Annotated in this window: 20 protein-coding genes and 1 pseudogene; 18 read left to right on the top strand and 3 right to left on the bottom strand. The window is 49.6% G+C overall.

Going from position 1 to position 14,772, the window contains the following annotated elements; all coding sequences use genetic code 11:
* Positions 1-248: 248 nt before the first annotated feature.
* A complete protein-coding gene (locus tag HRE53_RS30280; protein ID WP_235111990.1) occupies positions 249-479 on the bottom strand; it encodes a DNA-binding transcriptional regulator in 231 nt (76 codons plus the stop codon).
* Between the two features lie 338 nt (positions 480-817).
* On the opposite strand from HRE53_RS30280, the gene HRE53_RS30275 reads away from it, so the two are divergent.
* Positions 818-1,873: a DUF932 domain-containing protein gene (locus HRE53_RS30275; RefSeq protein ID WP_235111989.1), complete on the top strand. Its 1,056-nt coding sequence runs from the start codon at positions 818-820 to the stop codon at positions 1,871-1,873.
* Between the two features lie 51 nt (positions 1,874-1,924).
* Here HRE53_RS30275 and HRE53_RS30270 read toward each other — a convergent pair whose 3' ends face one another.
* Positions 1,925-2,179: a helix-turn-helix transcriptional regulator gene (locus tag HRE53_RS30270; RefSeq protein WP_235111988.1), complete on the bottom strand. Its 255-nt coding sequence runs from the start codon at positions 2,177-2,179 to the stop codon at positions 1,925-1,927.
* A gap of 305 nt (positions 2,180-2,484) precedes the next feature.
* Here HRE53_RS30270 and HRE53_RS30265 point away from each other — a divergent pair, with 305 nt between their 5' ends.
* The 14 genes from HRE53_RS30265 to HRE53_RS30200 all read left to right on the top strand — a co-directional run bounded on the left by HRE53_RS30265 (position 2,485) and on the right by HRE53_RS30200 (position 11,359).
* Positions 2,485-2,751, top strand: coding sequence for a hypothetical protein (locus HRE53_RS30265; protein WP_235111987.1), 267 nt, complete (start codon positions 2,485-2,487; stop codon positions 2,749-2,751).
* Between the two features lie 66 nt (positions 2,752-2,817).
* A complete protein-coding gene (locus HRE53_RS30260; RefSeq protein ID WP_235111986.1) occupies positions 2,818-3,162 on the top strand; it encodes a DUF3768 domain-containing protein in 345 nt (114 codons plus the stop codon).
* 77 nt (positions 3,163-3,239) lie between these two features.
* Complete coding sequence (locus tag HRE53_RS30255; protein WP_235111985.1) at positions 3,240-3,512, top strand: hypothetical protein; 273 nt, start codon at positions 3,240-3,242, stop codon at positions 3,510-3,512.
* 237 nt (positions 3,513-3,749) lie between these two features.
* The gene (locus HRE53_RS30250; RefSeq protein ID WP_235111984.1) at positions 3,750-3,905 is read left to right on the top strand and encodes a hypothetical protein; all 156 of its coding nucleotides are present in this window, start codon (positions 3,750-3,752) and stop codon (positions 3,903-3,905) included.
* Positions 3,906-3,909: 4 nt separating this feature from the next.
* Positions 3,910-4,731, top strand: a complete 822-nt coding sequence (locus tag HRE53_RS30245; RefSeq protein WP_235111979.1) for an ankyrin repeat domain-containing protein — start codon at positions 3,910-3,912, stop codon at positions 4,729-4,731.
* 210 nt (positions 4,732-4,941) lie between these two features.
* The gene (locus HRE53_RS30240) at positions 4,942-5,388 is read left to right on the top strand and encodes a hypothetical protein (protein ID WP_235111978.1); all 447 of its coding nucleotides are present in this window, start codon (positions 4,942-4,944) and stop codon (positions 5,386-5,388) included.
* The gene (locus HRE53_RS30235) at positions 5,385-5,696 is read left to right on the top strand and encodes a hypothetical protein (protein WP_235111977.1); all 312 of its coding nucleotides are present in this window, start codon (positions 5,385-5,387) and stop codon (positions 5,694-5,696) included. Before HRE53_RS30240 ends, HRE53_RS30235 begins: the two co-directional genes overlap by 4 nt.
* A gap of 466 nt (positions 5,697-6,162) precedes the next feature.
* Positions 6,163-6,558 (top strand): DUF4326 domain-containing protein, encoded by a 396-nt coding sequence (locus tag HRE53_RS30230; protein WP_235111976.1) that lies wholly within the window; start codon positions 6,163-6,165, stop codon positions 6,556-6,558.
* A gap of 87 nt (positions 6,559-6,645) precedes the next feature.
* Positions 6,646-6,927 (top strand): hypothetical protein, encoded by a 282-nt coding sequence (locus HRE53_RS30225; protein WP_235111974.1) that lies wholly within the window; start codon positions 6,646-6,648, stop codon positions 6,925-6,927.
* Between the two features lie 93 nt (positions 6,928-7,020).
* Positions 7,021-7,317 (top strand): hypothetical protein, encoded by a 297-nt coding sequence (locus HRE53_RS30220; RefSeq protein WP_235112217.1) that lies wholly within the window; start codon positions 7,021-7,023, stop codon positions 7,315-7,317.
* Positions 7,318-7,365: 48 nt separating this feature from the next.
* Positions 7,366-7,581 carry a hypothetical protein gene (locus tag HRE53_RS30215; protein ID WP_235112216.1) on the top strand — a complete coding sequence of 72 codons (216 nt, stop codon included), beginning with the start codon at positions 7,366-7,368 and terminating at the stop codon, positions 7,579-7,581.
* 10 nt (positions 7,582-7,591) lie between these two features.
* On the top strand, positions 7,592-8,617 hold the full coding sequence (locus HRE53_RS30210) for a phosphoadenosine phosphosulfate reductase family protein (protein WP_235112215.1): 1,026 nt from the start codon (positions 7,592-7,594) through the stop codon (positions 8,615-8,617).
* Between the two features lie 11 nt (positions 8,618-8,628).
* Positions 8,629-10,080, top strand: a complete 1,452-nt coding sequence (locus tag HRE53_RS30205; protein WP_212666823.1) for a DNA cytosine methyltransferase — start codon at positions 8,629-8,631, stop codon at positions 10,078-10,080.
* Positions 10,081-10,231: 151 nt separating this feature from the next.
* Positions 10,232-11,359: a hypothetical protein gene (locus HRE53_RS30200; protein ID WP_212666824.1), complete on the top strand. Its 1,128-nt coding sequence runs from the start codon at positions 10,232-10,234 to the stop codon at positions 11,357-11,359.
* A 74-nt stretch (positions 11,360-11,433) separates the two neighbouring features.
* Here the strand turns inward: HRE53_RS30200 and HRE53_RS30195 are convergent.
* Positions 11,434-12,766: pseudogene (locus HRE53_RS30195) on the bottom strand (IS4 family transposase).
* Positions 12,767-12,985: 219 nt separating this feature from the next.
* On the opposite strand from HRE53_RS30195, the gene HRE53_RS30190 reads away from it, so the two are divergent.
* The 3 genes from HRE53_RS30190 to HRE53_RS30180 are packed head-to-tail and all read left to right on the top strand — an operon-like array spanning position 12,986 to position 14,767.
* A complete protein-coding gene (locus HRE53_RS30190; RefSeq protein WP_235112211.1) occupies positions 12,986-13,522 on the top strand; it encodes an MT-A70 family methyltransferase in 537 nt (178 codons plus the stop codon).
* Between the two features lie 2 nt (positions 13,523-13,524).
* A complete protein-coding gene (locus HRE53_RS30185) occupies positions 13,525-13,974 on the top strand; it encodes an ASCH domain-containing protein (RefSeq protein WP_212666826.1) in 450 nt (149 codons plus the stop codon).
* On the top strand, positions 13,964-14,767 hold the full coding sequence (locus tag HRE53_RS30180; protein WP_212666827.1) for a DUF5131 family protein: 804 nt from the start codon (positions 13,964-13,966) through the stop codon (positions 14,765-14,767). The genes HRE53_RS30185 and HRE53_RS30180 overlap by 11 nt, the downstream gene beginning before the upstream one ends.
* Positions 14,768-14,772 lie beyond the last annotated feature (5 nt).

Raw genomic sequence — 14,772 nt, 5'->3', positions numbered from 1 at the left:
CTTGGTTGATCTAACTCCAAAACCAAACTCTCATCAAATCTTCACCACCTGAAACACCACCGGGGGAGCTGCGGGCCTGGTGAATTGCCAAAGGCAGACACTAGATGCTCCTAAGAGAAATCCGAGAATTGGGCTGGGGGTCGTGGCTGTGGTTTGGTTTATGGGTGAGACGTGGATGCGATCTGTGCTTCCGTTAGATCCTTCTTAAGCTCTTGTCTCAAAGAAGGATCTGGAAGGCGTAAAGAATATCATTTCTGCTTTTCTTCGTGAAACTTCTGGTGACTTGTTGTTGCTGCTGTGATTGCTTCATCAAGTGAGCATTGGTAAGTCTTCAAGAACTGGGGAATTTCACTAATAGGGAGCCTTGGCTCGTGTCTGCCACTCTCCCAATTGCGAACTGTCGAAAGCGCCACATTTAGTTCGACGGCGATTTCTTCAGGTCTTTTATTTAGTCTTTCTCTGAGCTGTTTCATGTCCATAGTCAATAGACTACCTCGACATCATAACACAGCCAACTAAATTAGCTTACTAGAGTAGTTGACAAGTCTAGTTAACTAGACTAATATGTAAATATACCAAAGGGAGAGGCAAGCGCCCCGAAAGGCTTCCACCTCAACTAAATAAGTGAGTTCTACGAAGTGCTGGAAACTGCTGATACCGCAGACGAGATAAAAACCGGGGTAACGCTGGATTACGGTCTGATGCCCTCGGTGGATAAATTCAAAGTTCAAAAACTAGTCCAAAGACAAAGCGGAAGAGATTCGATTGACACCCGTTCCTCTTCCGCTGGCTTTTTACACCTATGGAGATTTTAACCATGAAACAAGGACTTACGCTCGTTGAAATGGCCCAAGCGATTCAAGACCAGGCCGAGGCCAAGCGCGATTTTGTTGCTGATACCCGCACGCTTGAGATGAACCCTGATGGCTCGATCACAGTCGAGTCAGAAGAAGTCGAGGAAACGTTTACCACCACTGAACACACTCACGGCCAGATTTCCCAACGCCTCAGCATTCCCCTGAAATACTATCGACGGATGCAATCTACTGCCCCCCACCTCCTGGCTGAGAATGTCAACCACTGGTTCAACACCAATCCAGAGCGGCGCATGATTCGTACCCTTGACGGTTCGGCTCGGGCCTTCCTCTCAGACCGATATCGCAGAGTGGATAACTTTGAGATTGCAGAAACGGTCTTGCCTGTCCTGAATGAATTTGGTGACGGCTTGAAAATCGTTAGCGTTGGCCTGACCGACTCACGCCTATACATTAAGGCCATCAATGAAAGAGTTCAGCTTGACGTGAAAAAAGGTGATGCCGTTCAAGCTGGGGTGGTCATCAGTAACTCTGAGATTGGCTTGGGTTCGATACGGGTTGAACCCCTTGTATACAGGCTCGTCTGCACCAACGGTATGATTTCTCAAGACCACAGCTTTAAGAAGTATCACGTTGGCCGACAGGTCGGTGAAAGTGATGCCGCTATGGAACTGTTTAGCGATGAGACGATGCAAGCCGATGACAGAGCGCTATTGCTCAAAATCCGTGACATGGTGCGCGGTGCTGCTGATGTCGCCAAGTTCACCCAGATTGTTAATCAGATGCGCGATGCCACAGAACGCAAGATTGAAGGTAACCCCGTCACGGCTGTGGAGGTGTTGGGCGATAAGCTCAACGTCAATCAGGAAGAAAAGTCTGGAATTCTCACTCACCTGATCCAGGGTGGTGACCTGACGGCTTACGGCATGATGAACGCTGTCACCAGAACATCTCAAGATGTCGAGAACTACGACCGGGCAACGGAGCTAGAGACGATGGGTTCTCAAGTGCTGAGCCTGCCTCAGTCCACCTGGCGAGAGATTGCGGTAGCTCGGTAGTTCTGCCCTTCAGCCCTGGCCCTTGTGGTCGGGGCTAGAGGGTGTTGAACATTAATCAGCGGTGTAGTGAATTAGATCAGATGGTTCACATTCCAATAGTGAGCAAAGTTGATTCAGTGTGTCAGATGGATTCCTAAACGCTGGTATGTCGTCAGAGTTTGCCCAGCCGCTAACAGTAACACGGTTAACGCCTATTTGCTGAGCCAACTCTGTGGCGGTTTTTTTGCGGTCTGCCATAACCGATCTAAGCTTCCATCGAATCACAGGTTTAAGAGCAACATTCATATCAATGCCTGTAATCATCATGGCAAATAGCCTAACACGTCAAACAAAGTCGGCTGAAAAAGTGTAGTTTATTGATTGACATATGAAGTCTAATAGACTACAATAGTTACATACCAAAGGGAGAGGAAAGCGCCCCACAAAAGGCTTCCACCGAAATAGTCCAGAGACATGATCTTCTAGGCAAAGCACAAGGTCTTCCAGACTGGGTAAAGAAGCTAGAAGAAGCAATCAAAGGATAGAGACAAAACTTTCATTAAAAGAGCCGCTGCCATTCTTGCCGGAGCGTCAGCGGCTCTTACGAGCAAACCAACTATGAGGTTCACGACATGACTGTAACACTTCTGACCCCAGAGCAACGATACGCTGCTCTCTATCCAAAGACGGTCAAATTCGATATCACCATTGACTTCTACCCTGGTGTGAGAGGCGGCGGTGAAGAACTTGACCTGAGCATTGAGCTTCCCAGTCAGGCTCATGTGACCAGTCGCCAACAATGCGAACGCTGGGTAGCCGAAAACTATCCTTCAGGGCGGCTGATCAGTGTCCAGCCTATATTCACGACTCAGCAGTTACTGGCTGAAGATGAATTCTAGTCCATCCATAACAGGGGCATCTCTTGCCCCTGCCTCGTCTCAGGTAAGTTCAGAGGACACAATCTTATGACCACTACAGAAGCAACCCAAACCCCTACTATCGCCCAACTCAATGACCGCTTCCGTCAAGGTGACCATACTCTAGGCCAGGTCTACACCACTCAGCTTGTTAAAAGTCTTTCGTCAGAGGAACAACAGGAACTCTTTCGACTGGTCCGTGTGTTCGATGAGTTCACGGAAGATAATGACCCGTGGCAAGAACACGATTACGGGCGGATCGAGTTTAAAGGAGAGCAATATCTCTGGAAGATTGACTATTTCGACAAAAAATTGGAGTACGGCTCTAATGACCCCGGTAATCCAAAAGTTACCACCAGGGTTCTGACTCTGATGCATTCAAGCGAGTACTGACTCCCTCCCCTGCTGCACCTTGGTCCTAGCTGGGGTGCTTTCAGATTGGTACAATGACAATAACGAAGGACAAAGATATGACCGCAGCATCCCCTGATCGAGATGACCGTATAGAAAGAACTCTAGAGACTGTTCTAGAGAAAATTCAAGCGCTAGATACCAAAGTTGGCCAATTAGATACTAAGGTTGGTCAAATCGATACCAAGGTAGAAAAGCTTGACACAGATGTTCGTGCTGCCAATGAGCGAACCAATACCTACTGGGAAGCCTCGAAGCTGCTGATTAATCTGGCTTTTGGATTGATCGCAACGGCTGTGATTGCCATCATCGTTCCCGCAGTGTTGAGCTAATCCCCATCCTTTCATTTCAGTATCCCCTTCTGTACCCCCGGCCTCTACTGTCCGGGGTTTTCCCTTCTGAAATATTGGCGGGATATCTCCAAGCCTTGCAACCCAATCAACAGTATCCCCCCTCCCTCCCCCCAAACCTTTCTCTTTCTTTTCTTATCTTTCTTAATTATCCCCACACCAAGCAGCCCCCCTGGTTCACTACTGGGGGCTTTCTTCTGAATCCCTGGAGGCAATCCCATGAAGATGTACGTTGCCAAGATTGAAGTCTGGAATGGCCGCACGTTCCAACTCATTGATTTCCAGCAAGCCCAAACCCAGGAAAGCCTTGGGTCGGTCATTAGGGAGTATGTTGCGGCGATGGGGTTGAGTTTGGTGTATTGGAGCAAGGTTTGATCCTATGGCAACCCAAGCGGATAAGGAATTATTGCGCGCAGTTCTGGAACCTAGAAAAGAAGGTGCGCTGGAACAAATTCAGAAATCTTGTGATGCTGGTGCAGACCCGAATGGAATCTGTCCTGAAGGCAGCACTCCAAGGGGATACGTACGAGCCGGGAGCACATTGCTAACCCATGCTATCCATGAAGGCTCATTCAGGGCGGTAGACAAACTGTTGGACTGTGGTGCTGATCCTAATCTGGAGGATCAAAACGGCTGGACACCTTGGATGGCAAGCACTTTAGTTGATGAATCCCCAAGGAGTAAGATTCAGGCATCGTTACTTCGGTTTGGAGCAAGAAAGGACGGTGAATACATCGGGCAACTTGCGCGTGCGATTTTCTATGGTGATGTTGACCAAGCATTAAAACTGATTAAATCAGATCGCGACTTTGAGGTCTTGTCCAGTTTTCGCGTCGATTTAGTAGGGTGTCAAATAGCGAACAATAATGCACGAATGCTGGAGCTATTGCTTGAGCGCAAAATGCCTGTAACTTCGACCCATCTACTGAATGCCATTAGGAGGAATAGTCTTAGCTCAGTGGATCTCTTGCTGCGATATGGTCTACCGCCTGAGTGCCCTGACGAGGATGACACCCCACTCATGACTGCTGCGGGCATGGGCAATCTGGAAATTGTTCAACGCTTGGTAGAAGCTGGTGCTGATGTTAATCGGTGTGACCATGATGATAGCCAAATAACGGCTGCTTGGTATGCAGAGAATGCAGGGAACACAGAGGTCGCCGCATGGTTGACCAAGCGTATGAACAAGGTCGAACAGTAAGCCCACAGTATGGAAGGGGGCAAAACAAAGTTTGAAGACTCTTGGAGCAGGAATCAATAGGGATAGCAACCCCTTCCTACCTAAAACTCATCTCAAAAGCACCCCTGGCATATTCGTCGGGGGTTTCGCGTATCTACTGGGGAATAATCGTATGCCAATTTCCACTCTCCCAATCCTGTCTCTATTGGACGCATTGAACGGAGCAGAACCATGACCCAAGTACTCACTGCCCAAGTCCTTTTCCCGGCTAAAGAATGGGATACCCAGTACGGTCCACGTCTCAACGCCAAAATCAAGGTAGCGAATGGCGAAGAGGCCAAGTTATGGGGGCCACCTGGCGATGTAGCTTTGCTTGCTCTCCGCAGAGGCCAAACTATCCAGATTGCCAAAGATGGGAAAGGCAAGTACAGCCTGGTCGAGCAAGCCCCGGCTCCAGGTCAGCCCCCGGTGGTCGAGGCACCACCTCTGGATACTGGGGAGTTGGATGTGGATACTAAAAGTGCGATCGCAAGTTACATCACGAGTCGGGCCGATCTGTATGCGTTCTGCTTCAAGCAGGCATCCAGGGCGCTAGGGGAGTCTGGAGTGGCTGAGGAGACAATCAAGTGTGCGGCCAGTACCTTGTTCATATCTGCTCAGAAAAAGTTTGGTATATGAACCTGACCATCGACTGGCAAGCACTGAAGACCCTGACGGAGTACTGCCGGGAAGATATCAAGGGCTTTTGCGAGGATGAGGGTTTCCCGGTTTACCCCGGTCGCCTTCATCCCTTCCAAGCCCTGTTTCTCCGCAATTTGTTGCTGTGCAACTGGTCGGTGCGCGAGGGCTATTTTGAGTATTTCTGGCAAGCTCAGCAAGCCTTCGAGTTGTTCTGGGCAGAGGTGCCTGATGATGTCACCGATTGCCAGTTGGCGAAATCTTGGATGGCCTGGTGTGAGGTTGGGGCAAAAGTGAGGGTAGCTTGAGACAAAAAAGACAGCTTCTTATTACCGAAGCTGTCGAGATCCATGTTCCAAGATGAAGTTGGTGAAATTATCCCCATTCCCACAACTCTATTATTGAGGATGCCCCAATTAAGGCGAAGGATGACAAAGCAGTATGGAAAAGGACGACTGGAGTGTAGTGTGTCGCCCCTAAAGAGATTGCTGTTCACAATCGCATCAGAATTTACCACGGCAGCAAAATAATCTGTTCGATGTTTATAAAATCTTTTGCTGCTGAATCATTGAATTCAGTGAAAGGGCAATTCACAGTTAAGAAAATTGCCCTGGTTAGAGCATTTTGTGCTTCTGTTTCTCACAGAAGAATCTACCATGCTTATTGAAATAGACCTTGCTATCTATACATTTCTGCATGTTCAACACACTGCTTTATAAAAAATTAGAACAATTACAATAGTTTTGATTCCCACTTAATCTTGGGAGCATCATTATGGCTATAACCGTCATCAACCTCTGCCACAATCGCAATGTTGAGGGTCATCGTTGCGACCGTGCCAGCGTCCTTGGCAATCCCTTTCATATGTTTCAAGAAGCTGAGCGCACGGCAGTGGTCGCCGCATTCCGCGAATACCTTCATGAAGTCGCCAACCTGAGAGCCAATCCTGTTGATGTGGTCCCTGGTCTGGCTAACAAATACAACGTCACTGTTTCTGGGATGTGGAAACGCCCCAGTCGCGCTCAGATCATGGCAGAGCTAGCCAAGTTGGAGGCCATGTCAGAAGTGAAGTTGTTGTGCTGGTGCGCTCCCTTGTCCTGCCACTGCGATGTTATCAAGTCCTATCTAGAGTGGAAGCGACCAGAACCCTTGCAATTGGGGCTGTCCTGAGTCAATTGAATAAGTAAAGAGGCGATCCCCCTCTAGGAAGGATCGCCTCAGCCAATAACCAATTAAAACTACTAGGAAAAATTTATCATGTTCAAGCAAAAATCTGTGCGGCCCTTAGAGGTGCCGTTAGTTCGTCGTTGCTTTAGTTGTCATCAACTGAAGTTTGCGATCGCATCCCAAGTATTGATCCATAAATCCTCTGGCTACCCCTATCGTCGCTGGCTTTGCGAGGACTGTGGACAGTCACGAGGTCTATATCCGACACAAGAATACCTAAAGAATCTTCGAGAGATGGACGCAGGGGATGAGGCAAAGGTGAAACTGAAGGTTTTGCTCAGGTGTGAGAGGTCAGTGTTGGTGAAGACATAAGACGTGGATATCTACGCCGATATCAGGCCAAGAATCAACTTTTGAACAACTATCGAAGCTCTATAAAAATCGCATAACTCAAACAGGAGGTAAATGATGCAGTGCCTTAAACCGTTGACAGCCTCGATCGAGATTCAAGAACTGCGGGAAGTGGGTTGTGATTGGAGCGGTGACCTGTTTGGCTACTATGCCATCGGTCATCACGATCCAGTGGCTTTTATCCAGGCTGTTAACGCTGAACATAATCCAGATTGTCCTGTTGAAGCTCAACAAGTTCATCAAGGATTTTGGATGGAATATCCCCTAGAAATCGATAGTGATTGCTACTGCTTTAAGACATGCAATGCAGATATTGAAGGCGCGATTGCCGTCACCTATATCGAAGTTTAAGGGGAGCCACAACCCCAATTAGCCAACTAAATATTGGAGGAAACTCTCATGCGCGATTTAGTCTACTCGCCTCAGAATCATCTCGTGTACTTCCTCGGAACTCTCAGGAGACAAAATGGCACCCGTCTCAAGGTGTTCTCAACCGTTTCCAGGCAGCACGTTCTGATGATTGCCAAGAGTAAATCAGGGAAGTGGAGCAAAGACTTCACCTCAGTCAAAATCACGGATTTGCGCCCCGCTGTCCGACTCAGGTTGTGTTGTTAGGGCCAGAATCATGAGTGCAACCCAGATGGCCTTGCCCCTCCAGGTGCCCGGTGCTTCGACGCTCCCTGATTTATCCACCTATGACCGCATCTTGGTTGCCTTCTCCGGTGGTAAGGATTCTATCTGCTGTCTGTTGCGGCTGCTCGAACTGGGTGTACCCAAAGACAGGATTGAATTGCATCATCATTTGGTTGATTCAAGGGGCCACAACCTTTTCGACTGGCCTGTCACCGAGAGCTATTGCCGCAAATTTGCCCAAGCCTTCGACCTTCCTCTGTATATGAGCTGGCTAGAAGGTGGGCTAGAACGCGAGATGTGTCGCAAGGACCAACCCAAAGCACCCACACACTTCCAGACTCCTAATGGTGAGCAAATATCTGGGGGGCAAGGCAAGCCTGGAACTCGGCGCAAGTTCCCAGCAAAGACCGCTGACCTCAAAACTCGGTGGTGTTCTTCCTATCTGAAGATTGATGTTCTCAGCACCGCCATTGCCAATCAATCTCGGTTCAACCATGCTCGAACTCTGGTGGTAACCGGAGAGCGGGCACAGGAGAGTGCCGCTAGAGCAAAGTATCTCACCTTGGAGCCACACCGAACTGATCGGCGGGATAGCCTCAAACTCAGGCGACATATTGACCACTGGCGACCCGTCCACTCATATACGAGTGAGCAAGTCTGGGAGATGATTCAGCGCTGGGGAGTCCTGGCACATCCTGCCTACTACCTCGGCTGGGGTCGGCTGAGCTGTCAGTTCTGCATTTTCGGCTCACCTAATCAGTGGGCTTCTAATGCGGCCATCTCGCCAGAGCGCACAAAGCGGTTGCACCAGTACGAGCAAGAGTTTCAACACACCATCGACAACAAGCTTTCCATCCCAGACATGGCCGATAAGGGAACGGCTTACGCTGCCATCCACCAGCATCCTGATCAGCTTCGACTTGCCCTGAGCAATGAATACACAGCCCCAATCCTCGTTGACCCGAATACCTGGACCCTGCCTGCTGGGGCATTTGGGGAGAGCGCAGGACCGACTTAAGGAGATTAGACATGAAGAAAAAATCTTACATCACAGTCACCGACCAATTTGCTGGGTGTGGTGGTTCGAGCAGTGGTGCTGCTCAAGCGGGCTGTGAAATCGTGATGGCAATCAACCACTGGGAAAGGGCCGTTGAAACCCACAATACCAACTTTCCCAATACCGCCCATGATTGCCTGGACATCAGCGCTTGCGACCCTTGTCGCTATCCCAGTACGGATATTTTGCTGAGTTCGCCCGAGTGTACAAACCATACGATTGCGAAAGGAAAAAGACGCAAAAACCTGGGCCAGATGGACTTATTTAATCCCCAAACCATCGACCCGGCTGATGAAAGATCAAGGGCTATTTTATGGGATGTCGTCAGATTTTCAGAGGCCCATCGGTACAACTTCATCATCGTGGAGAACGTTGTTGAGGTGCGTCACTGGATCCTGTTCGATAGCTGGCTTAATGCCATGCACACCTTGGGATATGACCATAAGGCGGTATTCTTCAACAGCATGTTTGCCGAAGCACCTCAAAGCAGGGACCGTGTTTACATTGTCTTCTGGAGGAAAAACAACCCTAAACCCAACCTCAGCTTTACCCCCCTGGCCCATTGCTCCGAATGTGGCGAGGTCGAGGCCATCCAGTCTTGGAAAAACCCATTCAAAAAATGGGGGCGTTACGGCAAGCGCAATCAGTATGTTTATCGCTGTCCCAGTTGCGCTCAGATCGTGGAGCCTTACTATACCCCAGCCTATACCGCGATTGACTGGAGCTATCCCAGTATCAAGGTGGGTGAGCGCAAAAGACCACTGAGGCCAGCAACTCTAGACCGCATTCGTAAGGGATTGGAGAAGTTCAACAATCCTGTCCTGGTAGAAACGGCTTACGGCAAAGACACGAGCAATCGGGTTCGGAGTGTGGAGGGGATTCTTCCCACCCAGACTGCCCGCCAAACAATGGCCTTGGCAATGCCGTTCATTGTCAGGAATTACACGGGGGCGCAGGCCGCTAGCATTAGTGAGCCACTGCCCACAGTCACCACGGTTGACCATAATTCGCTGGTGCAGCCGTTTATGGTGACACTCCGAAACCACAACCAAGCACACTCACTGGAGGAGCCGCTAGGTACGGTCACCGCTGGGGGAGGGCATCACGGTTTAGTTCAGCCTTTTCTAGCTAGCTATTACAGTGGCTCAGATCAAGTCTGTGGAGTGGATAAAGCCATTCCCACCATCACTGCCGGCGACCGCCATGCCCTGGTGCAACCGGATCGCTCTATCTCTGTTGAAGACTGCTATTTTCGCATGTTGCAACCTCATGAAATCCAGGCAGCGATGGCCTTTTCTCAAGATTACGTCGTGATTGGCAATAAGCGAGAGAAGGTTAAACAGCTTGGCAACGCCGTTACTCCACCCGTAATGCAGATGATTGTGCAACGTTGCCTTGATTCCCTGTCATCCTCAAATTTTTGAAACCACAAATCATTTCAGAATCTCGCTGGAATTTGAAAACTTAGGAGGCAATTATGAATAGCTACACTCTTGTCTGGTGGCTCATCTGGCAATCCCTCTACTTCGGCATGTTTCTTTATTTCTTCCTCTATGATGCCTTGAGGAGCTACCCATGATTCACGTACTCAACTTTGGCATGGGCGTAGATTCCGTCGCAATTTTGCTTTCCTGGATTTACAGCCCCAAAACCCGCCCTTTTGCTAGTTTTGATGATTTGATATTGATAACTGCCCAAACGGGTAACGAACATCAATCCACTAAGCACTTGGTCGAAGCACACATCTTGCCCTTGCTCAGGCAACATCAGATTCGCTTTGTCCAGGTCGCCAAGGCGGGTCACTCTAAAAAAGATGGATACACCGTCTTGAGTGATACTCGAAACCCCCAGATCTGCCATATCGAAGGCGATTACACTCTCGGTCATTCTCTCAAAATTGCAGGCACAAGCCAACCTGTGAGTGGTGCCCATACCTGTGCCATGAAGTTTAAAGGTGTCGTCATTGATAGCTGGATATCGGATCATCTCTCTGGTGAGGCCATCGGTCCATATCTGGGTTATTGCAAAGGGGAAGAAAAGCGCTCAGCCAAGTGTGCTGATTACCCCTGCATGGGGTCTGATTATCGATTTCCGCTCCAAGAATGGGGCTGGGATAGACAGACCTGCATTGACTACATCCGTGAAAAGACCGGGGCAGATTGGCTCAAGTCGGCCTGTGTTTTCTGTCCCTTCTGTAAGCCCGAACAGGCGAGACAGCGCTGGGAAGCTGAACCGGATGCGGGCCTGTACGCCTTGGTTTTGGAAGCTGCGGCGCTTGCCCTCAACCCCAGAATGAAGCTTTTTGCCAGTCGTTCTGCCTGGGAGGTTGCTCCCCAATCTGTCAGGGAGCTGGCAGTGAATCACCTAGACTCAATTGACTGGGCGGTTTACCGGGTCGAGCGCATTTATCAAGGTAAGCAAATCAGTAGGCGAGTCACGCGAGTGTCTGAGCCGATGCATCGCAGTGCTGCTGATGCTCAAGTCAGTGTGATTGCCAAGCAACACGGCTGTGCTTGCGATGCATCAGACCCGACCTACGTCAGAGCTTATGAGTATCACAAAAAATCTAATGAGTCCCTGACCTGTGAAGGGTTCTGGGTTGCTGCACCTGGATTTATTCAAGATAAGGTGCATCGACCGAATTACTTTGAGCAGACCTGGCAAGAGGCGACCGGGAAGGTCAAGCAGCTCTCACTAGTTTGAATAATTTGACTGAATACAACTCTCTATACCTTGGAGCAAAACCATGTATGCCCCCACTGACAAGCGTGGTCAGCCTACGGTGTACACATAAGTCGGTTTTGAGCTATTTCCCATGCAAAGAACATCGTCTCAAACCGTTTTAGGCCATGGGTTAGCGTTGCTGTGCCTGGAGGTCTTTGAGACTGATACCCCTTCCATCCACCCAGGCGGGCAACAATCCAAGTTGCCCAGGCCAAGGAGTTAATCGGATAAGGATTTTGTAGCTTTGTAGTTTTACCTTGGACTGTGGGGGCAATTTGTTTCAGGTATTGCTGCTGTTCATCGGTAAAAGTGATAGATGCAGGCCATTGTGGCTCGTCTCGTCCTTCCACCATTTGCAATGTCGCAATCGCAACCGATAAGGCTAAGACGGTGAGGCGCTGAATTGCTTCACCCGATTCGAGTTGCGTCGATTCAAGATCTAACCCCGTCTTCTTGAGTTGCGCGAAAAGCCGCTCAATTCTCCACCTGAATTTGTACCATTCCAGGATTTGTAGCGCTTGCTCAAGGGATTCCACCGTGTGAGTGGTCAATAAGCGCCAATGAATCGGGTTCTGACCTTTGGGCGTTGTCTGTTCTACCGCTTCGATGGCATACAGTTGAATACTCGGTGGATAGTCCAATTCCTTCAAATGTTCAGGTCGTTGAATTTTGACTGGAGCACAGCGGATCAGTAGCTTTGCATCTCTAGCCATTCGCTGAGTACGGGATTCGTACTCAATCGTAATCGTGGTAAATCCAATCCCCCACCGTGATTTGAGATATCCATAGAGTGATTTGGATTGACCTAGCAGACGACGGTCTTGACGAACCCTGACTAGGAGATGATTGAATGCATCGGGAACCGTTGCCCACTCTTCATATAAGTCCGATTCTCGGTCACCGATATGAGTGACCAGGCTAGCCCCCTCCTGTCTTCAGACAGTGTTGACTTCGCTCAGCAGATGCTAACCATTTGAAGGATTCTTTCTCCTCAATCGGCAGGTTTTGATATCCTCCTCTATCTTTGACAGTTGGACGATTCGGGTCCCGAGTCCACAGTTGAAGTGCACTCAATCCTAACGGGAAACCAGTCCCTGCATCTAAGGCGAGAGTCGGGTGAATAAAAAAGCCCACATCGCGATCATTGCCGACAACACCCAACTCTTCTAGCTTTAAGCGTCCTGAATGAGATTGTAAGTTGACCTCACTTGTATCACTGACGGCTAAAACGTGTCGTCCTTTGACTTGTTGCTGGCAGTGGTCACAGAGGCTTTTGACCAACTCAGATATGGACACGTTTTCATTCTCTAAGAAGCGATAGAAGCCCACTTGCTCTGCGCGACCTTGGCTGATTTGACGGATGCTTACGCTCTGATGGTGATGAATGGCATCGAATAATGAAGCCCCCTTTTGAGCAAACGAAGGTCGCCAAAGGTAGTTCCATTAATCAGTTCTTCGTGCACCAAAATAGGATTTTCCATATCTATGAGGATGCTCTATACGACTTCACTACAGTCTAATTCAGACTTGTGTGTACACCGTAGGCGTGGTCAGCAGAAGCTTGCTATTACGCTCAACCTTGTTCCGAATACCCCAGCCCTTCCTGTGGGTACCTATTCCCTGATCGTGGCTGATCCACCGTGGAGCTATCACCTCAGAGAATCTGACAAAACCCATCGGGGGCGGTGCCCTTATCCCTCGATGACCGATGAGGAAATCATGGCGATGCCTGTGAGTTCGATTGCAGCTCAAGATTCTTATCTGTTGTTGTGGACGACAAACAACCATCTGCCTTTGGCATTCAGAGTCATGGAGTCCTGGGGGTTTGAATATAAGGCACTTCATACGTGGGTCAAAGTCACGAAAGATCTATCCCGTATACGGTTCGGCGTAGGACACTATGGGCGAAATGCGACTGAACACGTTCTCATAGGCCGCAAAGGTAAGGCCAAAACCTTTACTGCTCTCGGACTGACCAATATTCCCACTGCATTCCAGGCTCCCCTTGGTCAGCACTCTCAGAAGCCAGAAGAGTTTTACCAGATGGCAGATCGGCTAGGTGATGCCCTCGGTGGTCAGCGGATTGAGTTGTTCTCTCGGTGCCCTCGTCCAGGCTGGGAGAACTGGGGAGCGGAGGCATAGCCATGAAAATCCTCACCCTCTGGCAACCGTGGGCAACCTTCATTGCCCTGGACCTCAAGCGCTATGAAACCCGATCATGGGGCACTCGCTACCGAGGCAAGCTAGCGATTCATGCGGCCAAGCGACCTATCGGTTTAGACGGGCAAGCCATAGTGAGCCAAGTTAATGATCTGACGGGTGGCAAGGTGCCGCGCAAACCATGTGATTACCCACTCGGTTGCATTGTGGCAATTGCGGATCTGGTGGACTGTCCCCAGATGGACTCGAAGCTGATCAGCAGACAAACCGAACTGGAGCTGGCCGTGGGGTGCTGGCAACCTGGGCGCTTTGCATGGCAGTTAGGAAACATCGTTGTACTGCCTGATCCTATTCCCTATCGCGGGAGCCAGGGACTCCGGGATGTCCGACCTGATGTACTGAAAATTTTGATGGAGTTAACCAATGGAGAATAGCAAGATTGAGTGGACTGCAACTCAAAAACCAGATGGAACATGGGAACCTGGATACACTTTCAACCCTTGGATCGGCTGCGCCCACATCAGTCCTGGCTGTGCAAATTGCTACGCCGAAACCCTGATGGATAAAAGATATCATCGCGTGAAGTGGGGTAAGAACGGAACCAGATCGCGCACCTCAGAAACCTATTGGAAGCAACCCCATAAGTGGAATCGCAAAGCTGCGAAGTTCGGGGTCACTAAAACTGTGTTCTGCGCGTCTTTAGCCGATGTGTTTGAGGACCGAGATGATCTGATCGATTGGCGATTGGATCTGTTTGATACTGTCATCGACAAAACGCCCAACCTAACCTGGCTTCTACTCACCAAGCGGGTAGATGTTGCGGCTAAGTTTTTCCAATTCAGACAAGCAATACCCAACGTCTGGTTGGGCCATAGCATCTGCACCCAGCATGAATATGATGTCGTCATTCCCAAGCTAGCAAAGTTGCGGAAGAAAGTTGGTGGGATTTTTCTAAGTTGCGAACCCCTGCTTGAACCCTTGGATCTTGGTGATTCTCCCGCGAATTGGATTATTGCCGGGGGTGAATCTGGCCCTGGCGCACGGCCTTGCGATGTGGACTGGATTCGCTCAATTCGGGACCAATGCAAGACCGCAGATATACCCGTGTTTATCAAGCAGCTCGGCAGCAAACCCGTGGGTGTTCCCAAACTCCGTTCTGCGAAGGGTGGAGACATTCACGAGTGGCCTGATGATTTGCGAGTGAGGGAATTTCCAGAGTTTGGATGATGGAG

The organism is Acaryochloris sp. 'Moss Beach' (assembly GCF_021497025.1).
GTDB lineage: Bacteria > Cyanobacteriota > Cyanobacteriia > Thermosynechococcales > Thermosynechococcaceae > Acaryochloris > Acaryochloris marina_A.
The sequence above is the reverse complement of the archived record's forward strand: the minus strand, read 5'-3'. Positions and strand labels throughout refer to the sequence as shown.